This is a genomic window from Leptotrichia sp. oral taxon 417, assembly GCF_013394865.1.
GTDB classification, from domain to species: domain Bacteria; phylum Fusobacteriota; class Fusobacteriia; order Fusobacteriales; family Leptotrichiaceae; genus Leptotrichia; species Leptotrichia wadei_A.
Map to the genome: position 1 here is coordinate 2,294,760 of NZ_JABXYV010000001.1, position 25,961 is coordinate 2,320,720.

Sequence of the window (25,961 nt, forward strand, 5' to 3'; positions counted from 1 at the left end):
CTATTTTCCCTCTTCTTTTTTATTTTTTTTATTTTCCATCATATTTTTCCATTTTTCCCGAGCTTCATAAATTGAAAATTCCCTTCCATATTTCACTTTATTCAATTCATCCTTTATGTAAAAGATTTTTTCCAAATCAATCCCATAGTCATTCGCAATCGCAATAACATAGTAAAAAACATCAAACACTTCCTCCTCAATTGTCCCCTTTATATTTTCCCCATCAAATCTCGCATTTTTCCTAATATTTTCAGCCAGTTCCCCAAACTCTTCAATTAATTTTAAAACTAATCTTTGTCCATTTTCTCTTTTTCGCTGTAAATTTTCCTTATCCCTGCTTTCATCCAAAGTTCCCTTTTCTATTCTTTTAATCAGATACTGGACTTCCTTAAGCGTCATATCTTCAGCATTACGTTTCATAAAAATTTATCCCCTTTCTTTCTTATTCTATATACCTCAAATTTTTTAGACTTAAATCTAAAATTTTAGCTGAATGTGTTATAGCTCCACTTGAAACATAATCAATCTCCAATCCTTTAAAGCGATTTATATTATTAATGTCTATATTTCCAGAACATTCTATTATAGCTTTCTTTCCTATAATTTTTATAGCCTTTTTAATAGTTTCTATATCCATATTGTCAAGCATAATTATATCTGCTCCAGCTCTAACTGCCTCTTCTACCCCTTCTAAATCTTCAACTTCTATTTCAATTTTTTTAATAAAAGGAGAATATTCTCTAGCAAGTTTTATAGCTTTTGTTATTGAACCAGCGGCATCTATATGATTGTCTTTTAACATTATCGCATCGGAAAGATTATATCTATGGTTATGCCCTCCACCAGCTACAACTGCGTACTTTTCAAATATTCTCATATTTGGAACAGTTTTTCTTGTATCTAGTAAATATATGTTTTTATCGTCTAGCGCTTCTATCATTTTTTTTGTATAAGTTGCAATTCCACTCATTCTTTGCAAATAATTTAAAGCTACTCTTTCAGAAGAAAGCAATGCTTTTACATCATCTCTTATCTTTAGTATCAGATCTTTTTTAAAAACTTCATCCCCATCCTTTTTATATTCAGTAAAAACAGGAGAACCATTTAACTCAAAAACTCTTTTAAATACATCAAGTCCCGCTAAAATACCTTCTCCCTTGGAATATAAAGAAATTTCCGCCAGTCTATCATCCTTATAAATTGCATTTGTACTTACATCTTCTGAAGTAATATCCTCTTTTAATGCTAATTTGATTGAATTATCCATTTGAAATTTATCTATTTTTCTCAAACTCATCTTCTTTTATCCTTTGCTCTATAATATTTTTATTTTCTTTTATTTTATTTTCTATTTCAAAAACTTCTTTTTCAATATTTTTAAATGCATTATCTGCTGTCACATTATTATAATTAGAGACGTTATTTTCAACATTAATCGAATGGGCTGCTCTTTTTCCAAACACAACACTTTCTAATAACGAGTTGCTTGCAAGCCTGTTTTGCCCATGAACACCCGTACAGGCAACTTCACCAACAGCATACAAATTTTTCATTGAAGTTTTTGAATCCATATTAACCTTGATTCCTCCCATTGTATAATGCTGAGCAGGAACTACTGGAACTTTATCTTTCAATACATTTATATCTTTTTTTATTAATTGTTTATAAATATTTGGAAATCTTTTTTCAATATCTAATTTTATTGTGCTAAAATCCAACCATTCATATTCAGATTTGTCTTTTTTCATTTCTTCCAGTATTGCTCTCGTAACTTCATCCCTAGGTTTTAACTCATCTGTAAATCTTTGAAATTTCTGATTTAAAAGCACCGCTCCTTCCCCTCTTACTGATTCCGAAATCAAAAATTTCCTTTCATTATCTTTTGCATAAAATGTCGTTGGATGTATTTGAACATACGAAATATCCTTTAATTCTATATTATGTCTGATAGCTGCCGCTATTCCATCTCCTTTTATATGAGAAAAATTTGTAGTATTCTTATATATTCCGCCTATCCCTCCTGTTGCTAAAACTGTGAATTTAGATCTTATTGAAAATATTTCTTTATTTTTGGCTACAATACCAAGACAAGTATTATTTTCTTCAACTATATCTAAAAATTCACAATTTTCTATTGTTTTTATGTTCTTTTTTTCCAAAACTTTTTTTATAAGGCTTTCCATTATGTACTTACCAGTTCGATCTTCACAATATAAAATTCTAAATTTTCTATGTCCTCCTTCTCTTGTATAAAAAAGACCTTTTTTATCACCTGTAAATTTTACTCCCATTTCAATCAAAGTCTTTACAGCTTCTTCTGATTCATCAACTAATATTTCGACTGCTTTTCTGTCATTTTTATAATGACCTGCAATTAAAGTATCTTCAATATAGTCTTCTCTATCCTCTTTTCCCCTGCAAACAGATATTCCACCCTGTGCAAGATAAGAATTGCTGTCTTTAAGCTCCTTTTTTGTTATTAAGCATATATTTATACTGTCATCTAATGTCAAAGCACAAATCAATGCTGCAACTCCAGAACCAATTATAACCACATCGTAATTTTCAGCTTTCATTTCAATCCCCTGCCAATTCTAACATTCTTTCTAAAGGAATTAGAGCTTTTTTAGCTATTTCATCATCAACTTTCAGTTCATCTCCACCTTCCGTCAAAATTTTTTCAATTTTCTCCAAGGTATTTTTCTTCATACTTCTGCATATCAAAGTATCTGCAAAATGCAATTTCTTATTAGGAGCTTTCTTATATATTTCAAATCTAATTCCTCTTTCAGTTACAATTATAAATTCATCTCCCTCTTTTAAAGCCTCGGCGATTATCCCGCTTGTACTCCCGATATAGTCTGCTAATTTTAAAATTTCTTCCTTGCATTCTGGATGAGCCAAAACTTTTGCATTAGGATATTCTTCTTTTAGTTTCTTTACATTTTCCAAATGCACTAAATTATGTACACAACAATAACCTTCATTTAAAATAATATTTTTATTTTTTACTTGTTTTGCAATATATGAGGCTAAATTTCCATCAGGAACTATGAAGATATTTTTTTCTTTTAATTTACTTACAATTTTAAGTGCATTGGATGAAGTTATACAGACATCACAATGTGCTTTAATTTCAGCTGTTGAATTTATATAGCATACTACCGACAAATCGCTATACTTTTCTCTCATTTCTTTTATTTTTTTTATAGTTATCATATGTGCCATAGGACAGTCAGCATAAATATCAACCATATACACTGTTTTTTCTGGATTTAAAATTTTTATACTTTCACCCATAAAATATACTCCTGCCATTATTATTGTCTTATTTTTCAGCTTTGTCGCAGTCTTAGCTAAATAAAAAGAATCTCCAACATAGTCAGCAATCTCCTGTACATCTCCATCTACATAATAATGAGCTAAAATCGCCACATCTTTTTCTTTTTTTAATTTTTTTATTCTCTCTTTCATTGCTCTTGCTACCAAAATGTGTCAAAATATAGTCAACACACTAGAATATTACTGCTTCATCGAGCATACTTTTGATCAAAACATACTTTTTTGCTCTCCACAGTCGTAAATTCCCGACTAGCTATCGGTACATATAATATATTCTCTTTTGCTATTAATCTATATAGTAGCATTTCTCCTTTTTTTATTTAGAATATATTATTTATGCTAAAACAGTATAATTTTTAAGATTAAAGCTCCTAAAATATTTCATAAAATTTTTTAATACTGTCAACCCCTCTGCTTAAAAAGCTAAATTATTCAGAAGTTTTAATATTTAAAAATTACATTTGTAGATTTTGGTTTTCCAAGCTCTTTTTTCTCCTTCAAATAATCAATAAACATCTTTGTATCGCTTAAATGAGTATCGTTTCCTCTTTTTTGAGCCGTGATTTTTCCTAATGTTGTATATCCGTCTTTTCCTTTGGCAATATACGAATTTACGGCTAGCATATAAGTTTTTTTAGCATCAATTGGTATCCATTTATTTGCTTTAAAGTCAAATACTTCTATTTTTTTAACTCTTGTTCCAAGAGTACCTTCCTTTGTTGCTTCGTATCTAATTCCTGCACCATAAGGGAAAGCCCCTGTTGATCCGCCATTTAATACATAATCAATCGCATCTTCCAAAATTTGCTTTACTTCTGCACCTGTAACATCTGTTATAAATACTGTGTTTGAAGTAAACGGCAATAATGAATATGCCAAATCATATGAAAAATCTCCAGGATTTAGCGTAATTCTTACATTTCCTGCATTTCCAATTACAAAATCAACATTTCCAGTTCCTGTATTTCTTAATTTATGCAAAACAGATTCCGCCACAAGAGTTGTTGCGAATGAACCGTCTTTATTATGTTCACTTGGCACTCTGTTATCTGAACCCCCTGGGATTTCTTCAGTAATTTTACCAATTTTACGTTTTCCAAGTTCTGTTTTTTCCTTTTGGTATCTTTCTAGAAGTTTTGCCAAAGCTGGATCATTTTTTATGGCAACTATATTTTTATTATTTTTTATTGAATTTAAAATCTTGCTTTTTTCCTTTTCATCAAGCTGAACAGCTTTACTATCGGCATCCTTCACTTCAAAAAAGTCATCTCCAATTAGCAGTTTTGGTGCAGGAATCAATTCTGTAATCACTCCATTCTTATCAAATTTTGCCTTCATTTCACCAAGCAAATATGAATAATTCCACGCTTCTGCAATGTAGACAGGATTTCCATTAGGAGAATTTACTTTTTTCGGATAACTGTCAGCTTCAGGAACTAATCCGAACTGCTCAAATTCCTTTCCTAGCAAGTAATGCGTATCTCCCGATATAATCAAGTCAATTCCATCAACTTTTTGCCCAATTTCCACATTCTTTTCATATCCTGCATGAGATAACAGCACTATTTTATTTATTCCCTTATCTTGAAGTTCTTTTGCATATTTTCTAGCTGTTTCAACTTCATCTAAAAATTTAATATCTTCTCCTGGACTAGAAGACTCCTTCGTTTTTTTCACAACATCTATTCCAATAATTCCCACATTTTGTCCACCAATATTTTTTATAATATAAGGCTTCCATTTGCCTTCCAGTATGCTTCCCTTATCAGGCACAACATTAGATGAAACTACTGGTATTTTTAAAGCATCCAAAAATGATCTCAAAAATTTATTCCCATCATCAAATTCATGATTTCCCAAAGTATAGGCATCAAAATTAATCGCATTCATAAGTTCGGCATCTGCTTTCCCCTCAAATAACGTATAATAGAGAGTTCCTGTCACAGCATCACCTGCATGAACCACAAGAGTATTTTTATTATTTTTCCTAAAATTCTTAATTTCCTGTCCTACTCTAGGTAATCCACCAATATGCACCGTAACTGTTTTTCCATCCAGCTTAATTGGCATTTTTTCCTCTTCCAGATGTGAATGATGGTCATTAATATGAGCAACATTTAACTCAAATGTACTTTGTGAATTTTTTCCAGCTGCTTTTTTAACAGTTTTTGCCTCTAAATTTGCTGCTGGCAGTAATGCCAATACTAAACCTAACAAAAGTAACTTTTTCATAATTTTTACCTCCTGCATTATATAATTTCTATTTTTCAAATTTTATATTTCCAGTTTAATTATAACTTGATTTTCAAAAAAAATCACTAAAAAAAATAATTTTTTTTAAACATAGATTTCAAATAAATTTGACAATATTTTTTAATAAACATGTGCTATAATTCAAAAGACAATTTTTTCATTGTTAAAAAATAATTTTTAAAGAAGGGAAGATGATAAAATGAACATCAGAAATCTTATTAAAAAAATGATTCTAATTTTTGGAGTTATTGGAATCTCACTTACAGCTTTTGCTGCACCTAGAAGAAATAACAAAGTCGTATATGTAAAAAAAGAACCTACACGTAAAATCGTAAGAAGAAGATACATTTTCGTGAAAGTTCCTAAAAAGCAAAATTCAAAAGTAGTATATGTGAAAAAGGAGCCTACACGTAGACAAAGAGCTGCCGCTAGAGCGAGAGCTGCCAGAAGAAGATAATTTATAATGTAAGATATTTTGAAAACTGTTTTAGTAAACATTAAGTATAAATAATTATATAACAAAAGTTTTATTTATTTATTAATTGATTTATTTTTACAGCAAGATTCTTACTATAAGAAAAAATAATAACTTTAAATAATCGTTGTTATAAAAGGCAGCGGTTATTTTTTATTTCCAAATTAAATTCATTATTTTTTTAAAAAATTAAAAAAGAAAATTGAAAAATAACTATTAAAATGTTAAAATTAAGTATAGATAAATAATTTAGAAAGGAGCGATATTTAAAATATCGGATATAATTATGAATATAGTATTATTTGGAGCACCTGGAGCAGGAAAAGGGACTCAAGCAAAAGAATTAATTAAAAAATATGAAATTCCTCAAATTTCAACTGGAGACATTTTAAGAGCGGCAATCGCTAATAAAACTCCACTTGGACTGGAAGCAAAAAAATTGATGGATGAAGGAAAATTGGTTTCAGACAATATTGTAAATGGACTTGTAGAAGCAAGACTTAAAGAAGATGACTGTAAAAAAGGGTTCATTTTGGATGGATTTCCAAGAACTGTGGCTCAGGCTGAAGAACTTGATAAAATTTTAGCAAAATCAAATAGAGAAATTGAAAAAGTAATTGCACTTGAAGTAAGTGATGAAGAAATAATCGAAAGAATTACGGGAAGAAGAGTTTCTAAAAAAACTGGTAAAATCTATCACATAAAATATAATCCGCCAGTTGACGAAAATCCAGAAGATTTGGAACAAAGAGCAGATGATAACGAAGAAACAGTTAAAAAAAGATTGGCAGTTTATAACGAACAAACAGCGCCAGTATTGGATTTTTACAAAAAGCAAAATAAAGTTTACAGCGTAGATGGTGCAAAAAAACTGGAAGAAATTACAAAAGATATAATTGATATTTTGGAAAAATAAGAAAAAATATTATTTAGCGAAATTAACTTTTAACAAATAAAAAAAGAAAAAGAAATTTAGAAAGAAGAAGAAAAAATGATAATTTACAAAACATTAGATGAAATAAAAAAAATAAAAAAAGCTAATGAAATAATCGCAAGACTTTTTGAAGATGTATTGCCGAAATATGTAAAGGCTGGAATAAGCACTTATGAACTTGATCAAATAGCAGAAGATTATATTAGAAGCCAAGGGGCAATCCCAGGAACAAAGGGATATGACATAGGAAGTCCATATCCTCCATATCCAGCTGCAACTTGTATTTCTGTAAATGAAGTTGTGGTACACGGTATTCCTAGCAAAAAGCAAATTTTAAAAGAAGGGGATATTTTGACAATTGACACAGTAACAGTGCTTGATGGATATTTTGGAGATTCTGCAATTACTTATGCTGTTGGAGAAATTGATGAAACTTCTAAAAAATTGATGGAAGTTACTGAAAAGGCAAGAGCTATTGGAATTGAAGCGGCACATGCTGGAAATAGAATTGGCGACATTGGGCATGCTATTCAAGAATATGTGGAAAGTTTTGGATTCTCGCTTGTAAGGGATTTTGCAGGACACGGAGTTGGAAAGGAAATGCACGAAGATCCAATTATTCCAAATTATGGAAGAGCTGGAACTGGAGCTAAAATTGAAAACGGAATGGTAATTACAGTTGAGCCAATGGTAAACGTTGGAACTTATAAAGTGAAGATATTGCCTGATATGTGGACTGCCGTTACAAAAGATGGAAAACGTTCAGCCCAATATGAACACAGTTTTGCCATTATTGATGGAAAGCCTGTAATTTTAAGTGTAAGAGATTAACAAAAAATATAATGAAGGGAGAGAATTAAATTGAGCATACTGGCATTCATATTAATATTATTCGTGGCAATGGAGCATTATTACATATTAATTCTTGAAATGTACCTGAACGAAAGTAAATCCATCCAAAAAAACTTTGGATTGGAACTAGACTTTCTAAAAGATGAACGTGTAAAAAAAATGCTGGCAAATCAAGGGCTATACAACGGTTTTCTTGCCTCAGGATTAATGTGGAGTTTAACCGAAAGCGGAGAATTTCAATTTCAAATTGCAATTTTCTTCCTGATTTGTATTATCTGTGCAGCAATCTATGGTTCTGTAACAGTTTCAAAAAAAATATTCTTATTACAGGGAATGCCTGCATTAATGGCTTTTATTTTATTATTATTGCCATTGATAATTTCATAATTTTATAAATGCACCTGAAATGAAGAAAAGTTTTAGGTGTATTTTTTTGTAAATAATAACAAGGGGTCAATAACCCCCTGCTACAAGTTTATTCGCAAAATCTAATTTCAAAAATTAACCTTTTATATGTTTTTTACTATTTTTATCAGGATTTTCAATTTTATCCTTCTCTTTTTTTCTTTCATTTTCCAAAACTTCATCTAAAAGTTTAATTACTCTTGTGTTTTCAAATTCCTTTCTGTATTTGTTTATTACACTTTCATCAGCAGCTGCGAGCATTTGAGCAATAGACAGATAAAGTGCCAGTTCCGACTGCTCGTTAAAATATACATCTTCATAACTTACATCCTTTGTTGAAACGTTATCCAGATAATATTTTACTGCGCTTCCCACTCCATAATTCAACATATTTTTAGATATTTCTATTTCTGCAAATTTTAGTTCAAATCCCCTCACATAGTCATCTGGAATACCAAATTCCTTTTGATTTTTATCAATTTTAAAATAATCTGCTATTCGCCGATATTTATCAGCTTCCTCCTTTTGACTTTTCAATGTTTCTTTTCCATCATCAAGGATTTCCTTTATGCTTTCAGAATAAGTCTGATTGTCCTCTTCATCATTTTCCGCTTCATCAGAATCATCATTTTCATCTTCATCTTTATTTTGTATGATCCCATTTTTTTCATCATATAAAAATCCATCTGGAAGATCATTCGCTTCATTATTAATATTGTTATCTTCTTCATTTAAATAATCTCCCAATGTATTAAGAAACGAAATCATCTCTAAATTATCATTTAATATTTCAACCAAATCCATAACTGGAGTTCCCTTATAACTTCTTTTCAAAAGGTTGTAATACTTTTTAGAATTTTTTTCATCGCCCTTTAGTTTATAATAACTCAATTCATTTGATAATCTGTCAAATTTTGACGAATATTTTGAAATTTTGTCCATATATTGTCTTGCTTTTTTAAAATCCTTCTGTTCCCCAACCATATACGCACCAGCAATAGTTGCTCCCAAGGTTTCATTTCTCTCATCTTTTTCATAAATTTCCTTCAGTTTTTGAAAATCATCACTTTCCTTCCCCTCTTCTGTAAAAAAATTTTTTTCATCTTTAATATCATATTGAAATTTTATAGTTTCATCAATAATATCCTGTTTTATCCCAATTTTAGAAAGCCTATCCTGTATAAGCTCTGCCCGTGTATATGCCAGCGATTTTGAATTTAAACTAAAAAACAATGGCAATGACAATAATATAAACAATTTTTTCATAAATTTCCTCCTGTTTTTATATAAATTTTATGTGAACTACTCCCGCTTTTATAAGCGGGAGCTTCTTGGGAAGTATCTGCTTTTGCTAGCCAAATATATTTACCAAGCTCTTCGGGTAGTTCCTACCCTGTCTTTTTATTTCCTAATATTTCAAAATCTCTTTTCCAATGTTTTTTATATTCAGTGCCGCATTATAATCTCTATCAATCTCAATTCCACAGCACTCACATTTATAACTTCTTTCTGATAATTTCAGTTCCTCTTTAACATTTCCACATTTACTGCAAGTTTTCGACGACGGAAACCACTTATCTATCTTCAAAAATTGTTTCCCTAAAAATATCAGTTTATACTCAAGCATTCTCAAAAACATTCCCCACCCATTATCTCCTACACTTTTACCAAAATTTAATGCCTGGCTCATCCCCTTCATATTCAAATCCTCAACAACCACAGCATTATATGTTTCAGACAATTTTTTCGATAATTTATGTAAAAAATCTCTTCGACAATTTTTAATATATTCATGCAATTTTGATATTTTTGCTTTTTGCTTATACCAATTTTTAGAAAACTTTACTTTTCTCGATAATGATTTCTGCAATTTTTTCAATTTTTTCTCCAACATCCTAAAATCTCTTGGATAATCAGCCCTTTGGTTTTCAGAGCTGACAAATAATTCAGACATTGAAAAATCAAGTCCAATCACTTTATCATTACTTGGTATTTTTTGAATTTCTTTTTCAAATTCCGTCAAAACAGAAACATAATAATTTCCATTACTATTTATTAGTGTTACCGACTTTATTCTATAATTCTTTGGTATTTCTCTATGATATTTTAATTTTATTCTTTTCAATTTTGGCAAAACCAAATACTTGTTTTTCTCAATTCGTATCGAATTGTTCACACAATTTGTCGTGTAACTTTTAACATTATTCTTTTTAGATTTGAACTTTGGAAACTTCGCTCTTTTCTGAAAAAAATTCGTAAATGATCGTTTTACATTCAATTGAGCATTTGAAAGTGCCAAACTGTCCACTTCTTTTAAAAATTGGTTTTCGCTTTTCAAACTAGCAGGTGTAATTATTTTATTTTTTCCAGTTCCTTCATAAATTTTATTAGCAATATACAAAATTGTATTGTAAACAAAACGAACACATCCAAAAGTCTTGTTTATCAATAATTCTTGCTCCTTATTTGGATAAATTCTATATTTGAATGCTAAATTATATTTCATAAAATTACACATCCTTTTGATTTTGAATATTATTTTTAATTATTTCTCTTCGATATTTTATACAAAAATTGTATCATAGGCATATCCTTTTTTCAATTTTTTTTACAAAAAAAGCAATTCATCTCCCACTTATAGAAAGCCTACGACTTCTTACTATCTTTTTGTTAAAAATAGAAATAATATTTTGTTTATTTACTGGCAAGGAACTCTTATTTCCTTATTAAGCAGCATTAGTTTACCATTTTTGCCAAGAAATCCTTATCTTTTTCAGTTTCCTCCTGAATCTTCCTAGCAATCCAAGCATCTTCCAATTTTGCCCCATTACTTATTTTAAGCATAACTTCCTGTATTCCCTCATTCATTATTACAACATTAAAATAAAGTATAACTTCAGCACGAAGATTATAATTCCGTATTTCATCGTTGACATCTTCATTTACAACATTATCCAAATATTCTGCAACAGCCTGCTTTAATTCCCCACTATCAAATAATCCACGAATCTTATTTAAATAATAAGTCAATTTCATCATATGATATTCCTCATCAGAAACTCCTATTTTTCTTCTTTCACCTTCATCCTTTAACAACTTCAAAACCTTTTCTGTCAACATTTGCTTTTCATTAAAATCCTTTGCCACAAAAATTTTTGACAATGCTATTATCGCAGGATCACTATATTTTTTAGGAATTTCATCCATGTATTTTTCAAATTCAGGCATATTTCCTTGTTCCAAGGCATACATCATTTTTGAAAAAGTTTTTGTATATTCATAGGGTGTGTATTTTTCAAATAAATCCAGATATTTTTTATAGTCTCCACTTATTTTTGATTCAAAAATAGTGATTAATGCCTGTGCTGCAATATAATTTCTCTTATCCTTTTGAAGCAGTTTTTCCAGTTTTGCCACCCGTTCTCGAATAATTTTCTCATCTTCCTCAAAATATTGCGTATCACGTATTTCATAATCCAACGCAACTGTTTCATCAATCAATTCCTGCCTAACTCCAAGTTTTGACAACGTTTCCTGAATCTTTTCCTTTTGTGTGAATCCATATATTTCAAAATTCATCATTAAAAATATCCCTAAAATCAAGAATAATTTTCTCATCTTTACCACATCCTTAAAATTTTGATAAAAACATCCCATTTAATATCCACTATATATTATAGTATATCCCACATTTGTAATTTTTAAAAATTTTTTCTTGATTTTTTTGAAATTTAAAACATTAAATTTAACTGAATCCCTGCTAACTTCAAAAAGAACTCCACAATCGCTATAAACCCATCCATTAAAGTTCTACTTCCAAAGTAAACTATTGCAAATATAATTAAAATTCCGTATTTTTCGATTTTATTGTAAAATTTTCTCACTTTTTCACCAGAAAAAGAATAAATTATTCTTCCGCCATCCAAAGGTGTTATTGGTATTAAGTTAAACATACCAAGCAGTAAATTTATTAGATATGTATAAAGCAGAATTGTCATAAAGATATTTTCAATATCCAAATGTTTTCCAAGATATTTCAATAAAAGAAGTGAAACTGCAGCAATAATAAAGTTTACAACTATCCCAGCTATCGCAACACAAAATAACCCAAGCCGATGCGGTCTTAGATTATCAAAATTCACTGGAACAGGCTTTGCCCATCCTACCAAAAACTTAAATCCGCTCAAAAGTATTAAAATAGGCAAAATTATCCCTGTCAAGTCAATATGCTTTAGGGGATTCAAGGTTATCCTCCCATTCATTTTTGCCGTATTATCCCCAAATTTATAAGCCACATATCCATGTGCCACCTCATGAAAAGTCATTGATATTACAAAAACCGCAAGTGAAATTATCATATCCCTTGAAATTTCCACCACAAAAAAAATTCTTGCAACAAAATAAACAATAACTGCAACAATAATCCCCAATTTTATTCCCGAATACTGCGGATTCAAACTCTTAAACCTGTCATAATAGTCTTTTAATTTTTTCACAAAATTTCCTTTCCAAATTTGACTTTACATAATATTTTTTATTCATTACTCAAATTCATCACCCAAAATCCAATTCCTATTGCATAAATTATATCAAATTTTCCCAAAAATAACAAAACATTTTAAAAATTTGATGGATTAAAGTATTTAAATCTTTTTTTACAAATAAAAAAAACAACCTTATATAAAAGTTGTTGTTTTTAACGAATAATTTAATCCTTGTTTTAATGGATACTCTATTTTAACTCATGGTAGATAAAAATTCAAACTTCGCTCCTATTAAAGAGTTTCAATCCTTGTTTTAATGGATATTCTACTTTAACTTGGATAATAAAACAACCTATAAACAAGGTTTCAAAACGTTTCAATCCTTATTTTAATGGATACTCTATTTTAACGATAACATAGATCATATTGTTGATATTGAATACATGGAGTGGTTTCAATCCTTGTTTTAATGGATACTCTATTTTAACCTACCTATGATTAGAAAGACTGGAATGTATATAACAGAGTTTCAATCCTTATTTTAATGGATACTCTACTTTAACAATGACGGAACTATCTCTTTAGAGTTTACATTAAATGGGTTTCAATCCTTGTTTTAATGGATACTCTACTTTAACGGATGATGGCGACATCTCCTTCGGTAAATCACTTCAGGCTGTTTCAATCCTTATTTTAATGGATACTCTACTTTAACCCGTACTTTTGAGAAAATTCTTTATTTATCGGTGTTACAGAGATTTTTTCAGACATTAAAATCGCATTTTTTTGACTAATTTTTGTTATTTTTTGCGGTTTTTTTGGCATTTTCCGTAACTCCTAGCCTGCATTTTTACTGGCTTTCAATAGATTTTTCTCTAATTTTTTTATTGTTGGTAGTGGTAGGAATTTTTACCACAAACTTATTTTACCACATTTTTTTGATTTTTCAAAATTTTTTTTAAAAATGGAGTACCAAAACTGATACTCCAAATAATTTCTTTTTAGTACATTTTTGTTTTTACTATTTTTTAAACATTCCTGTAACTTTACCAGCTAAGTCCTTTGCTCCTTCTACTGTCTTATCTACTGCTTTTTCAGCACCTTTTTCCACATCTTTAACAATTTTGTTATTTGCTGCTTTATTAGCCAAGTCTTTTGCACCTTCTACTGTTTTTTCAAAAACTTCTTCAGTTCCTTTTTTTATATTTTGAGCAACTTCACTTCCTGCAATTTCCTTTGTTTTGTCAGCAGCTTTGTCAGCCAAGTCTTTTGCTCCATCTACAGTTTTTTTCAACGCATCTTCTGCACCTTTTTTTAAATCGTCGAATTTCATAATTTTTTCCTCCATTTTTTTATTTATAATTATTAGATAACTATCTTTTTTATTCTACAGTTACTGATTTTGCCAAGTTTCTTGGCTTATCAACATCATTTCCCTTTAATTTTGATAAATAGTATGCCAATAACTGATGAATTACGATTGTAGGGAATCCTGCATAATCATCTTCCACATCTGGAATATAGAACACTTCATCTGCCACTTCTTCCACAACTGTATTTCCTTCTTTTGCAATTGCAATGACATAAGCTCCCCTTGATGTAACTTCCTTTATGTTTGATACTGATTTTTCAAATAAGTCAGATTGTGTAGCATTTACAACAACTGGTACTCCATCTGTAATTAATGCTATAGTTCCGTGCTTCAATTCCCCTGAAGCAAAGGCTTCTGAGTGAATATACGAGATTTCTTTAGATTTTAGGGCACCTTCCACAGCAATTACATAATCAAGTCCACGCCCAAGATAGAACATGCTTTCACTATCCTTGATTTTATCTGCAACATCTTTGATTTTTTCGTCATATTCCAGCATTTTTTGAATACTTTGTTCCACTTCATACAATTTTTTAATATCTTCAGCCGCTTCATCTTTTGTAATTTTTCCAAATTTATATGCAAAATCAATTGCCATCAAATTTAAAATTACCATTTGAGTAGTGTATGCCTTTGTAGAGGCAACGGCAATTTCAGGTCCTGCCCAAGTGTAAATAACATGATCTGCTTCTCTTGCTACTGAAGATCCTACCACATTTGTAATGGCAACAACCCTTGCACCATGTCTTTTAGCTTCCTTCATAGCTTCAAGCGTATCCAAAGTTTCTCCAGACTGGCTTAACACTATAACCAGTGCCTTATCATCAATTACAGGATTTCTATATCTAAATTCAGAAGCAATATCAACATCTACACGTATTCTCGTTTTTTTCTCAATAATATGCTTTCCAGCAAGTCCTGCATGATAAGCAGTTCCACAAGCCACAATATAAATATCGTTAATTCCGCTCAAATATTCCTTTGTAAGTCCTGCATCATCAAAATTAATGTTATAATTCTCATCAACTCTGCTGTTTAATGTTTTCACAAGGACTTCTGGCTGTTCAAAAATCTCTTTTTCCATAAAGTACTCGTATCCACCTTTAGAAGCAGCTTCCAAATCCCATTCAATATGAGTTATATCTCTTTTTATCTCATTTCCATCTATATCCATAATTTTTACAGAATCTTTTTTTATTTCCACAATTTCATTATTTTCAATCAAATAAACATCTCTCGTATATTTCAAAATAGCAGGAATATCAGATGCAATAAAGTTTTCTCCCTTTCCAATTCCAACTATTAACGGACTTTCTTTCCTAGCCGCAATAATTCTGTCAGGTTCTTTTACAGACATAATTCCAAGTGCATAAGCACCTTTTATAACTTTCAGCAATTTTTTTACTGTTTCAAGTATATCTCCTGTATAAAATTCATCCAATAAGTGTGCTACAACTTCTGTATCAGTTTCTGACTTAAACTCATACCCTTTCGCAATCAAATCTCTTTTCAACTCTAAATAATTTTCAATAATTCCATTATGAACAACAACTAATGTTTTATCCTTATTAAAATGGGGATGCGAATTTTCATCAGATGGCTTTCCGTGAGTTGCCCATCTTGTATGCCCAATCGCAACTGTCCCTTTAAGCGGATGTTTTTCCAGTTCATCAGCCAAATTTTTCAATCTTCCCACTTTTTTCACAATCTCAAACTTTTCACTTCCAGTATTAACAGCAATCCCAGCCGAATCATACCCTCTGTACTCTAACTTTTCCAACCCGTCAATAACAAAATCCTGAGCATTTTTTGCTCCAATGTAACCTACAATTCCACACATAATTTTTCTCCTTTAATAATATAAAATTACTAGAAAATGTTACTATAATAATTTTGTAATCCCAATTACTTGAAATTTTTGTATATTATTAAGGCTGTAACCACCTAAAGAGCATCCGCCGATTACTTCGATAACCCTTTTCCTCGTCTTCTTTAGCCATTAATTTATTTTTATAAATTATTTCTAAAGAACTGGCGCTTTTTTGTATCTTTATTTCCTAGTTTAAAAGATTATAACAAATTTTTTATATTTTTTCAATATATATATACGAATTTTTTAGTATAAATAAAAAAATTATCTTACTTTTACTTAATTAATTTGAAATGTTTGTAATGTTGTGATATACTAAAACTATAAATTTAGAAATTTAAACAAAAAAACAAATTGGAGGATTTTAAGATGAATAATAAATTAAAAATGGGTATTTTAACAACACTATGCTTATTTGCATTATCTTGTGGAAACGGAAATGGACAAAGTGGAAAAGTATTATTTGAATCATCAGATAAAAAAATAAAAGTATATGAAAATGAAGTCAACATCGAATTGGAAAAAAACTTATTTTCCAGCGGTATCTCACAAAAAGATCTTACACCTGACCAAATTAAGCAAATGAAACAATCTATTATTAAAAACATTGCTTTAAATAGAGCACTTGCAATTAAAGGTAAGGAAGAAAAACTTGACAAAGATAAAAAATATACTGAAAATCAAGATGTCATAAAAGAGCAATTATTGGCAAGCCTAACTTTAGTTAATGAAGTTAATGGTAAAGTTAATGTTACTGATGAAGAAGCAAAAAAATATTATGATGCAAACCCTGCTGCCTTCACTCTTCAGGAAGATACTGCAAAATTACAGATCATAGCTTTCAAAGCTACTGACTCTGCAACAGCAAGCCAAGTATTAAAGGATGTTCTTGCAAATCCTAATAATTTTACTACATATGCACGTAAATACAATGCAAATATTCCTGGAGTTCCTGAAAATGGAGAAACTTCTGAAATTCCAGAAAGCCGTTTAGGAGCTTTAGGAGAGGCTATTAAAAATGTAGCAGTTGGACAAATTGTTAATAATGTAGTTAAAGTTGACAACGCTTTATATATCGTAAAAGTATTAGGAAAAAATTCTAAAGGTTTAGTTCCTTTTGAAAAAGTTAAGGAAGGTATAAAAGCTCAAAGAAAAAATCAAAAAAGACAAATTGAACAACAAAATTATTTGAAATCTGTATCTGATGAATTTAAACTTTCAAATATGGATGATGCAATAAAAAATATTAAATAATATATAAAAATTAAAAGTTATAAAAATCCAGTAATAACAGCATTTCACAAAGCAAGGGGCTTTGTCCCCTTGTTAAAAAATATAAAATAATAAATGCTTTATTATCGTGATTTTATTTGCCTTTGTAAATGATAAAAAAATCACATTAAAAGGAGGGTTTTTGTGAAAATTTTAAAATACTTGCTAAGCGCTGTATTGCTAGTATTAGTCATATTTCTTTTTGGGATTATGTTTTCAAGCAATATTGTCTCATTTATGGCAAGATCCAAACATTCTGAATTTGAAAATGTAAAATATTCTGTAAAAAATAGCCAGATGGTTTTTGATAATTTTGCAGTTAATGGAAAAAATCTTGGAAAAGGACGTGCCACAGTTGGAATAGTACGAACTGGACTGTTTAAACTTGTGCCAAAATTGACAATTTCCAATCTAAAGCTGGAAGATGTAAATTTAGAGAGCATCTATAAAGAAAAAAATTCTCAAATTGATACTTTTACAGAAAAAATAGATTCTCTCAGCGCTCAAGAAAAATCGGATAAAACAACTGCTGACTTCATTAAGGAAACAACAGACAAGGTTGCATCTTTAACAACTAATACTGATAATCTTATTAACAGCAAATGGAGAGAAAATATTGAAAAGACCAATATTTTGAAAAAAAATTATGCAGAACTTACTGATTTGAAGAGCAAGGCTCAAAAAATTGTAGAATTAAATAATGAAATTAAGCCACTTGTGAAGTCTATAAATTCTGAAAAGGAAAATATTGAAAAAAATATTTCTGAAATCGAGCTGGAAAGGGATATTGCCCTTGCAAATGTTTCTGACAATTTGACTAAACTTGAAAAGGAAATTTCATTAAACGACTTTAACAATAATTCCAGCAGCAGTGTTCAAAATATGAATCTTTATATATTCCTAGATAAAGGGAAAGATTTAGAAACTTCATTAAACACAGCTTTAAAGGCTACTGCTCTTGTAAAGGAAATAAAAGATTTAAATATTAGAATTTCAGATGTGGATATTAACGAAGGAAAAATTGTGGCTAAAGGATTAAATGGAAATCTTTCGCAAGTAAGCGGAGAAATTTTATTGCAGAATAATTCAAAGGCTTTAATAAAAGGTCAAAATAATGGCTACGAAATTACTTATAACAAAGATAACTTTACTTCTAAAACTTTATTTGCAGCTAATAGAATAGGTTCACTTATTGAATATTCCAAAAATGATCTAATCGAAGGAAAAATTGTAAAACTTTCTTCAGAACTTGTTATGGAAAATAATAATTTTAAAAACTTGAATCATACTGTCTTGACTGATGAGGAAAAAACATTGCTAACTCAAAAAATTGAAAACTTAAGAAATAATAATTATCAGCAAATTATGACAAAATATGAGGAAGACAATAAAAATATTGAAACATTAATTGATACTGTTTATGCTCAAAAGGACAAGCTTGACAAATTACAAAGGGATTTACTGTCACTTGGAACTATTATTGCAGTTGAACAGCCTGCTGTAACTAATAATGAAAACACTCCACAAAGTAACAATCAAAATAACAGTTCAGCAATCAATATTTTAAATAATAATGCAAGTTCCAGCAATACTAACAATAGTAACAGTGATAACAATAATACCAATAGCAGCAGTAATAATGCAAATAATAATGCAGAGAAGCAAAATAACAACCAGAATACTAATAAAATTAATATTGGAAACAGATAAATTTTATAATAGGCATACCGATACTGATATGCCTTATTTTTTAAAATATTATTTGTATAGTAAAACTAAACTTGAATTTTAGAAAGGAATTTTTTTATGTTATTAAGTGTAAAAAATATTTCAAAGGAATATAACAATGGAATAACTGCCTTAAAAAATGTTTCATTCGATGTGGAAAAGGGGGAGTTTATTTCTATCATTGGACCATCGGGTTCTGGAAAATCGACATTGCTTAGAAGTATTAATAAAATGATTGATATTTCCAAAGGTTCGATTTTATTTGAAAATAGGAATATTGAAAAATTGAAGAAAAAAGAAATCGAGCTTGTAAGGCGTGAAATCGGTATGATTTTTCAAAACTATAATCTTGTGGAAAGGCTGACTGTTATTGAAAATGTGCTTCATGGGCGGCTTGGATATAAGTCGGTATTTTCTGGAATACTGGGGATTTATTCAGAAGAGGAAAAAAAAGAGGCTTTTAACTTTTTAGAAAAGGTAAACATGACTAAATATGCCTATCAGAAATGTAATGAACTTTCAGGTGGGCAAAAACAACGTGTGGGAATTGCAAGAGCGATAATGCAAAAGCCGAAACTGCTTCTCTGTGATGAGCCAATCGCTTCACTTGACCCAAAAACTGCTGAAAATATAATGGATTATTTAAAAAAAATTGTTACAGAACTGAAAATTACATGCATTGTCAATCTTCACCAAGTTGATATTGCAAAAAAATATTCCAACAGGATTATCGCCTTAAATAAAGGTGAGAAAATTTTTGATGATAAACCAGAGCATCTTACAGATGATATAATTGAATTTATTTATAAAGATGAAGAATTGGATTAACAGGAGGATTTTATGAATTTAAACGAAAAAGATATTTTTAAACAGAGATTTTATTCTAAAATTATATTTGTGCTAATAATTATTTTACTTTACATAATATCCTCCATTATTTCAGGATTTCAAAATGGAATGGCATTCTCCTCAATTCCAGCTGGAATTTTTTGGCTAATACAAAAATTCATCCCTACACAAAATGCCCTCCAATATTTTCCAGAAATCATAAATTCTGCTTTGCAAACAGTTTTACTCGCCATAACTGCCACAACAATTTCAGCAATATTTGCCCTATTTCTCGCAATAATAGGCTCAAACTCAACTGGAATCAACATTTTTACAAAAATTATAACAAAAGTAATCGCTTCATTTTTTAGAAATATGCCAATTGTAGCCTGGTCATTAATACTTGTATTTTCCTTTAAGCAAAGCCAATTTACAGGCTTTCTGGCATTATTTCTAATAACATTTGGATATTTGACACGTGCCTTTTCTGAAACAATAGACGACATTGCAGGTGATGTAATTGAAGCGTTAAAGTCAGTAGGTGCTTCATACTTTCAAATAATATTTTGCGGAGTTATTCCAAGCATATCTTCCCAGCTTTTATCCTGGCTTCTATTTTTCATAGAAACTGGAGTTAGGGAATCAACATTAGTTGGTATTTTAACAGGAACTGGAATAGGATTTACATTTAGCCTATATTACAAAAGTTTCCGTTACGATGCCGCCGGACTTGTAATTTTAGTCGTTACAGTCATTGTAGTTGGCGTAGAAATGCTTTCAAACAAACTTAGAAGTGAATTAATGTAAAATATTTGAATAATTCTCTTTATTATAAAAATAAAAAAGAAATAAATAAAATAAAAAAGAAGGTGAATATTCTTTTGGAAAAAATAAAAATAAAAAAACTTACAAAATCAAGAATCTATTTATACACAACTTTATCCGTATTATTAATTATTACAGCTTACACTCTATCCACAATGGATTTTGGCGGTGTCAATATCATTGAAGCAACTAGACATTTTTTCAAGGACTTAAAAACAATGTTTTTTTCTCCAAGTTTATCTGACAGATACACTTATGCCCAAGTATTTCAAAGTCTTGCTGTAACAATTTCGCTAGCAGTCCTTACAACAATAATTGGATCATTTATAGCATTATTTTTATCCTTTTTTGCAGCCCAAAATCTTTCCAATAAACATTTATCAAAAACTATAAAATTAGGTTTATCCTTCATTCGAGCAATCCCAACAATATTATGGGTTATGGTCTTTTCAGTTGTCGCAAATGTCGGAGTAGAAGCTGCAATTATAGGAATGACTTTCCACAGCATCGCCTATCTTGTAAAAGCCTATTCAGAAAGCATTGAAGAGATAGACAACGGAATTATCGAAGCCTTGAGGGCAACAGGAGCTTCATTTTGGAAAATCATATTTCAAGGAGTTTTACCAAGCACTATAACTTCCATTTTATCCTGGACTTTTATCCGTTTTGAAATAAACTTTACAAATGCAGTTTTAGTTGGAGCTGCCGCTGGAGCTGGCGGAATTGGATACGATATGTTTATGTCTGGAACAATGTATTTTGATATACGTGAAATTGGAGTATTTGTATACTTAATATTTGGTGTAGCAATTATATTGGAATTTATTTCATATTTATTGAGAAAAAAATATTTGAAAAATTAAAATTTTTATTATATGAATAAATAAAAAAATCTCTAAAAAGAATTTTACCTAGTTAGAGATTTTTTATTTTATATAAATTCTAAATTTTAATATTAACGATGTCTTCTATTTACAAAACTCTTCATGTGTTTAACTGCCAAGAATGAATCCATTTGCAATAATATTTCTACAGCAGTCCCAACTAGAATTAGTAAACTTGTTCCTCCAAGCATTACTGGAAGATTTAAGATATATCCAAACCATATATTTGGCATAATACCTAATAATGATAAGAATATTGCACTTCCAAATGTTACTCTTGTTGCAACTTTTTCCAAATAGTCAGCAGTTTCCTTTCCAGCTCTTACTGTTGGGATTGTTCCACCACTTTGCTTTAAGTCATCTGACACTTTGTCTGGATCAAAAGCAATTGTAAGTGTATAGAAAAATGAAAATACTGTAATCAATATTGCAAATAGCAACAAGTAAAAAATTCCTTTTGGCTCAAATTGAGCTGCCAAGAAGTTTTTTAAACTTCCAGATTTCATCATTGAAACTAAAAACGGAGGCGCTGCCATCAATACTGACGCAAAGATTATTGGCATTACTCCAGACATATTTATTTTTAATGGCAAGTATGTTCTCTTTCCAACTGTACTTTGTCCACCACCAAATCCAAGACTTCCTTTTCCAGCATATTGAATAGGAATTCTTCTTTCAGCCAGCTGTACAATTACCATTAACGCAATAAATACTATAAATACTATTACTGATAATCCTAATAAAACTTTTCCCATTCCACTAGGCAATCCAGCATACATATTACTAATAACTGATGGCAATCCTGCAACTATATTTAAGAAAATCAGCATTGATGTACCATTTCCAATACCTCTAATTGAGATTCTTTCAGAAATCCACATTAAAAATGAAGTTCCTCCTGTAATTAAAACTACTGTACTAAGTACAAATTTTGGACCTGGTTCTAATACTAATCCTTGATTTTGCATTAATATTGCAATTCCGAAAGATTGAATTATTGCAAGTACAATTGTTACATATCTTGACCACTGAGTTATTTTATCTCTTTCTTTTCCACCTTCCTTTTGCATTTCATCTATTTTAGGGAAAATTACTCCTAATAATTGAAATACAATGGAAGCATTAATGTAAGGGACAATTCCCAACGCAAAAATTGAAGCTCTTTCAACAGCTCCACCCGAAAATAAATTTAAAAATTGAGCAATCGCATTTCCTTGCTGGAAATTTTTAAAAGCTTCTGTATTAATTCCAGGAACTGCTATGTGAATTCCAACTCTTGCAACCATTATCATAAGTAATGTAAACGTTACCCTTTTTTCTAACTCAGGTATATTAAAAATAGCTTTTACCCTACTTGATACTGCTTCAGCTAGAGTCAATTCTACCACTCCTTTAGTGTATGAAGAAAAAGCAAGATATTAAATCTTACTTATCTCCATCTTCTTTTTTATTATTTCCTGCTTTAGCTGAATATGATTTGATTTCTAATAATTCTACACTTCCTCCAGCTTTTTCGATTAATTCTTTAGCTGCTTTTGAGATTCTGTGCGCTTTTACAGTTAGTTTTTTATTAACTTCTGCATTCCCTATAATTTTTAATAAGCTAGTAAATTCTTTTTCTTTTACATAAGCCTCAATATTTGAGTTTAAGTATTCTTTTACAGCTCTTCTTCCTTTGACATTTCTTAATGCTTCATCAGAATATTTTTTAACAAATTTAGGGTTTTTAACTATTCCATTTTCAACTAATGTTTCTAAGCTAACCACATCTCCATCGTTAAATCTTTCAACAATATCAGTCAATGTAATTGCTATAATATCTTTTTTAAATGGTGCATTAGAAAATCCTCTTTTAGGGATTCTTCTAATAATAGGCATTTGTCCACCTTCAAATATTGGTGATACATAAGAACCTGATCTTTGTTTTTGTCCGTTATGACCTTTACCAGCTGTTTTACCCCAACCAGTTCCGTGTCCTCTTCCTACTCTTCTTCTTTCTCTTTTCGATCCAGCAGCAGGTCTTAATTCATTAAGATTCATTTATCTTTAAACCTCCTCTACTTTAAGTAAATAAGAAACTAATTTAATTTTTCCTTCTATATCAGCAGTTTTGTTATGAACTGCGCTTTGACTGATTTTTCTTAATCCAAGTGATTTTACAGTCGCAACATGATTAGGCTTTCTTCCATTAATTCCTTTTACAAGTGTTACTTTTACTTTAGACATTAATTTTACCTCCTAACCTATTATCCTAAAATTTCTTCAACTGATTTTCCTCTAAGTCTTGCTACGTCTTCAAGAGAACGTAATTGCTTAAGACCTTCTAAAGTTGCTCTTGCAACGTTATCTTTAGTTTTTGAACCTCTAATTTTTGTAAGCACGTCAGTTACACCTGCTAACTCAAGTAATTCCCTAGTTGCTGAACCGGCAATAACTCCTGTCCCTTTTGAAGCTGGTTTCAATAATACGCTAGTTGCATTATATTTACCAATTTGCTCATGTGGTAATGTTCCACCTTTTAATGAAACATTTACTAGGTTTTTCTTAGCGTTTGCAATAGCTTTTTTAATTGCATCAGGTACACCGTTAGCTTTTCCTAAACCGATACCTACTTTTCCTTTTTCATCTCCAACAGCTGCTAATACTGAGAATGAAATTCTTCTTCCTCCTTTAACAGTCTTAGAAACTCTGCTTATTCTTAAAAGTCTTTCTTTATATTCACTTTCTCTTTCTCTGTTATCTCTATCTCTAGCCAAAATAAATCCTCCTTATCTTTAGAATTTTAATCCTGCTTCTCTAGCAGCATCTGCCACAGCTTTAATTCTTCCTGTGTAAATATATCCACCTCTGTCGAATACAACAGCAGTAATTCCTTTATCTAATGCTTTTTTAGCAATTCTTTCTCCAACTTGTTTAGCTGCTTCAATGTTTGAACCATTTTCAATTTTAGCACCTTTTTCAATAGTTGATGCAGAAACTAAAGTGTTTCCTGTTGTATCATCAATTACTTGAACGAAGATATTTTGTAAACTTCTGTACACAGCAAGTCTAGGTCTTTCAGCAGTTCCAACGATTTTTTTTCTAATACTTCTATGTTTTTTTTGTCTTAATTTATTTCTATCAAATTTTTTTACCATTAAAATCTACCTCCTATCCTTTCTTACCTTCTTTTCTTCTAATTACTTCGTCAGCGTATTTAACTCCTTTTCCTTTGTAAGGTTCAGGCGCTCTCTTAGCTCTGATGTTTGCAGCAACTTGTCCAACTAATTGCTTGTCAATTCCTTCAACAGAAATTTTAGTATTTCCTTCAACTTTAAAAGTAATTCCATCTACTGCTTCAATTTCAACTGGATGTGAATATCCTAAAGATAAAGTCAATCCTTTTCCACTAGCCTGTACTCTATATCCTACTCCGACTAATTCCAATCCTTTAGAAAATCCTTCACTTACTCCAACAATCATATTGTTTAAATTTGCTCTTGTAGTCCCATGAAGAGCTCTAATACTTGGTAAATCATTTGGTCTTTCAAATGTAATTTCATTACCATCAATATTTACTTTAATTTCACTGCTTAATTCTCTTACTAATTGCCCTTTTGGCCCTTTTACAGTAAAAGTATGACCATCCTGCTTAACTTCAACACCAGCAGGTATAGTTATAGGTTTGTTACCTATTCTTGACATTGTTTATCCTCCTAATTTATAAAATGCGTAAATTACCACACGTAGCAAAGAACTTCTCCACCAACATTATGCTTTCTGCATTCCTTGTCTGTAATAACACCTTGTGGTGTTGAGACAATGGCAATTCCTAATCCACCTAATACTTTAGGTAAACTTTCTACAGATGTGTAAACTCTTCTTCCAGGTTTTGATATTCTTTTTAACCCTTTAATTACAGCTTCTCCATCTACAGTTTTTAAAGATACAACTATATTTTTTATAGCTCCTTCTTCTTTGATTTCGTAACCGTTTATATATCCTTCATTTTTTAATATATTTGCTATACTTTCTTTAATTTTTGAAAATGGTACTGCAACTTGTGCATGTTTAGCCATGTTTCCGTTTCTGATTCTAGTAAGCATATCAGCAATAGGATCTGTTAAATACATTAATTCTTCCTCCTCTCAAAATATTACCAACTTGATTTTTTTACTCCTGGGATAACTCCCTCTCCTGCTAATTGTCTGAACATAACTCTTGAAATACCAAATTCTCTCATGTAACCTCTTGGTCTTCCATTAATTTGACATCTGTTTCTAACTCTTGTAGGCGAAGCATTTCTAGGCAATTTAGATAATTCCAAAACTGCTTCTCTGTCACCTTTTTTAGCTCTTGCTTTTAATTCAGCTCTTTTAGCTGCATATTTATCAACTGTTTTTTCTCTTTTTAAGTTTCTTTCAACCATTGCTTTTTTAGCCATTGATTAAATTACAC

Annotated in this window: 28 protein-coding genes; 9 read left to right on the forward strand and 19 right to left on the reverse strand. The window is 30.3% G+C overall.

The window, feature by feature from the left end; genetic code table 11:
* The 5 genes from HW276_RS10535 to nadN form a co-directional block, all read right to left on the reverse strand.
* The gene (locus HW276_RS10535) at nt 1-420 is read right to left on the reverse strand and encodes a MazG nucleotide pyrophosphohydrolase domain-containing protein (RefSeq protein ID WP_178938402.1); all 420 of its coding nucleotides are present in this window, start codon (nt 418-420) and stop codon (nt 1-3) included.
* A 22-nt stretch (nt 421-442) separates the two neighbouring features.
* Complete coding sequence (nadC, locus tag HW276_RS10540; RefSeq protein ID WP_178938403.1) at nt 443-1,297, reverse strand: carboxylating nicotinate-nucleotide diphosphorylase; 855 nt, start codon at nt 1,295-1,297, stop codon at nt 443-445.
* Nucleotides 1,275-2,576 carry an L-aspartate oxidase gene (locus HW276_RS10545; protein ID WP_178938404.1) on the reverse strand — a complete coding sequence of 434 codons (1,302 nt, stop codon included), beginning with the start codon at nt 2,574-2,576 and terminating at the stop codon, nt 1,275-1,277. Before HW276_RS10545 ends, nadC begins: the two co-directional genes overlap by 23 nt.
* Before the next feature lies 1 nt (nt 2,577).
* Complete coding sequence (gene nadA / locus HW276_RS10550) at nt 2,578-3,474, reverse strand: quinolinate synthase NadA (RefSeq protein WP_178938405.1); 897 nt, start codon at nt 3,472-3,474, stop codon at nt 2,578-2,580.
* Nucleotides 3,475-3,783: 309 nt separating this feature from the next.
* On the reverse strand, nt 3,784-5,574 hold the full coding sequence (nadN, locus tag HW276_RS10555; protein WP_178938406.1) for an NAD nucleotidase: 1,791 nt from the start codon (nt 5,572-5,574) through the stop codon (nt 3,784-3,786).
* A gap of 220 nt (nt 5,575-5,794) precedes the next feature.
* Between nadN and HW276_RS10560 the strand changes: the two genes are divergently transcribed.
* The 4 genes from HW276_RS10560 (at nt 5,795) to HW276_RS10575 (ending at nt 8,243) form a co-directional block, all read left to right on the forward strand.
* The gene (locus HW276_RS10560; protein ID WP_010126470.1) at nt 5,795-6,052 is read left to right on the forward strand and encodes a hypothetical protein; all 258 of its coding nucleotides are present in this window, start codon (nt 5,795-5,797) and stop codon (nt 6,050-6,052) included.
* Nucleotides 6,053-6,356: 304 nt separating this feature from the next.
* Entirely contained in the window at nt 6,357-6,986 is a 630-nt protein-coding gene (locus tag HW276_RS10565) for an adenylate kinase (RefSeq protein ID WP_147004406.1), read from the forward strand.
* 75 nt (nt 6,987-7,061) lie between these two features.
* Nucleotides 7,062-7,835: a type I methionyl aminopeptidase gene (gene map / locus HW276_RS10570; RefSeq protein WP_147004407.1), complete on the forward strand. Its 774-nt coding sequence runs from the start codon at nt 7,062-7,064 to the stop codon at nt 7,833-7,835.
* Between the two features lie 30 nt (nt 7,836-7,865).
* Entirely contained in the window at nt 7,866-8,243 is a 378-nt protein-coding gene (locus HW276_RS10575) for a DUF1304 domain-containing protein (protein ID WP_178938407.1), read from the forward strand.
* Between the two features lie 114 nt (nt 8,244-8,357).
* Here the strand turns inward: HW276_RS10575 and HW276_RS10580 are convergent, their stop codons facing one another.
* The 6 genes from HW276_RS10580 to glmS form a co-directional block, all read right to left on the reverse strand.
* Nucleotides 8,358-9,527, reverse strand: coding sequence for a hypothetical protein (locus HW276_RS10580; RefSeq protein ID WP_178938408.1), 1,170 nt, complete (start codon nt 9,525-9,527; stop codon nt 8,358-8,360).
* A 142-nt stretch (nt 9,528-9,669) separates the two neighbouring features.
* The gene (locus HW276_RS10585; RefSeq protein WP_178938409.1) at nt 9,670-10,767 is read right to left on the reverse strand and encodes an RNA-guided endonuclease TnpB family protein; all 1,098 of its coding nucleotides are present in this window, start codon (nt 10,765-10,767) and stop codon (nt 9,670-9,672) included.
* 230 nt (nt 10,768-10,997) lie between these two features.
* Nucleotides 10,998-11,879: a hypothetical protein gene (locus HW276_RS10590; RefSeq protein ID WP_178938410.1), complete on the reverse strand. Its 882-nt coding sequence runs from the start codon at nt 11,877-11,879 to the stop codon at nt 10,998-11,000.
* A gap of 113 nt (nt 11,880-11,992) precedes the next feature.
* Nucleotides 11,993-12,757 (reverse strand): site-2 protease family protein, encoded by a 765-nt coding sequence (locus HW276_RS10595; protein ID WP_178938411.1) that lies wholly within the window; start codon nt 12,755-12,757, stop codon nt 11,993-11,995.
* A gap of 1,009 nt (nt 12,758-13,766) precedes the next feature.
* Entirely contained in the window at nt 13,767-14,078 is a 312-nt protein-coding gene (locus HW276_RS10600; protein ID WP_015770275.1) for a hypothetical protein, read from the reverse strand.
* Nucleotides 14,079-14,127: 49 nt separating this feature from the next.
* Nucleotides 14,128-15,957 (reverse strand): glutamine--fructose-6-phosphate transaminase (isomerizing), encoded by a 1,830-nt coding sequence (gene glmS, locus HW276_RS10605; protein WP_178938412.1) that lies wholly within the window; start codon nt 15,955-15,957, stop codon nt 14,128-14,130.
* Between the two features lie 399 nt (nt 15,958-16,356).
* Here glmS and HW276_RS10610 point away from each other — a divergent pair, with 399 nt between their 5' ends.
* The 5 genes from HW276_RS10610 to HW276_RS10630 all read left to right on the forward strand — a co-directional run bounded on the left by HW276_RS10610 (nt 16,357) and on the right by HW276_RS10630 (nt 21,503).
* Nucleotides 16,357-17,241, forward strand: coding sequence for a peptidyl-prolyl cis-trans isomerase (locus HW276_RS10610; RefSeq protein ID WP_178938413.1), 885 nt, complete (start codon nt 16,357-16,359; stop codon nt 17,239-17,241).
* Between the two features lie 162 nt (nt 17,242-17,403).
* Nucleotides 17,404-18,969, forward strand: a complete 1,566-nt coding sequence (locus HW276_RS10615) for a hypothetical protein (RefSeq protein ID WP_178938414.1) — start codon at nt 17,404-17,406, stop codon at nt 18,967-18,969.
* A 96-nt stretch (nt 18,970-19,065) separates the two neighbouring features.
* On the forward strand, nt 19,066-19,815 hold the full coding sequence (gene phnC / locus HW276_RS10620; RefSeq protein WP_178938415.1) for a phosphonate ABC transporter ATP-binding protein: 750 nt from the start codon (nt 19,066-19,068) through the stop codon (nt 19,813-19,815).
* A 12-nt stretch (nt 19,816-19,827) separates the two neighbouring features.
* Nucleotides 19,828-20,622 carry an ABC transporter permease gene (locus HW276_RS10625; protein WP_178938416.1) on the forward strand — a complete coding sequence of 265 codons (795 nt, stop codon included), beginning with the start codon at nt 19,828-19,830 and terminating at the stop codon, nt 20,620-20,622.
* 74 nt (nt 20,623-20,696) lie between these two features.
* Nucleotides 20,697-21,503: an ABC transporter permease gene (locus tag HW276_RS10630; RefSeq protein WP_255460466.1), complete on the forward strand. Its 807-nt coding sequence runs from the start codon at nt 20,697-20,699 to the stop codon at nt 21,501-21,503.
* Nucleotides 21,504-21,595: 92 nt separating this feature from the next.
* Here the strand turns inward: HW276_RS10630 and secY are convergent, their stop codons facing one another.
* From secY to rpsN, 8 genes are read right to left on the reverse strand one after another with little or no spacing between them, the layout of a single operon-like run.
* Entirely contained in the window at nt 21,596-22,903 is a 1,308-nt protein-coding gene (secY, locus tag HW276_RS10635) for a preprotein translocase subunit SecY (RefSeq protein ID WP_147004416.1), read from the reverse strand.
* Between the two features lie 46 nt (nt 22,904-22,949).
* Nucleotides 22,950-23,564: a 50S ribosomal protein L15 gene (gene rplO / locus HW276_RS10640; protein WP_178938418.1), complete on the reverse strand. Its 615-nt coding sequence runs from the start codon at nt 23,562-23,564 to the stop codon at nt 22,950-22,952.
* Between the two features lie 6 nt (nt 23,565-23,570).
* Nucleotides 23,571-23,750 carry a 50S ribosomal protein L30 gene (gene rpmD, locus HW276_RS10645; protein WP_006806072.1) on the reverse strand — a complete coding sequence of 60 codons (180 nt, stop codon included), beginning with the start codon at nt 23,748-23,750 and terminating at the stop codon, nt 23,571-23,573.
* A 20-nt stretch (nt 23,751-23,770) separates the two neighbouring features.
* Nucleotides 23,771-24,280, reverse strand: coding sequence for a 30S ribosomal protein S5 (gene rpsE / locus HW276_RS10650; RefSeq protein WP_018498268.1), 510 nt, complete (start codon nt 24,278-24,280; stop codon nt 23,771-23,773).
* An 18-nt stretch (nt 24,281-24,298) separates the two neighbouring features.
* Complete coding sequence (gene rplR, locus HW276_RS10655; protein WP_021745794.1) at nt 24,299-24,661, reverse strand: 50S ribosomal protein L18; 363 nt, start codon at nt 24,659-24,661, stop codon at nt 24,299-24,301.
* A 13-nt stretch (nt 24,662-24,674) separates the two neighbouring features.
* Entirely contained in the window at nt 24,675-25,208 is a 534-nt protein-coding gene (gene rplF / locus HW276_RS10660) for a 50S ribosomal protein L6 (protein WP_018498270.1), read from the reverse strand.
* Between the two features lie 32 nt (nt 25,209-25,240).
* Nucleotides 25,241-25,636 (reverse strand): 30S ribosomal protein S8, encoded by a 396-nt coding sequence (gene rpsH, locus HW276_RS10665; RefSeq protein ID WP_147004418.1) that lies wholly within the window; start codon nt 25,634-25,636, stop codon nt 25,241-25,243.
* Nucleotides 25,637-25,659: 23 nt separating this feature from the next.
* Nucleotides 25,660-25,947 (reverse strand): 30S ribosomal protein S14, encoded by a 288-nt coding sequence (rpsN, locus tag HW276_RS10670; RefSeq protein WP_147004419.1) that lies wholly within the window; start codon nt 25,945-25,947, stop codon nt 25,660-25,662.
* Between the last annotated feature and the right edge of the window lie 14 nt (nt 25,948-25,961).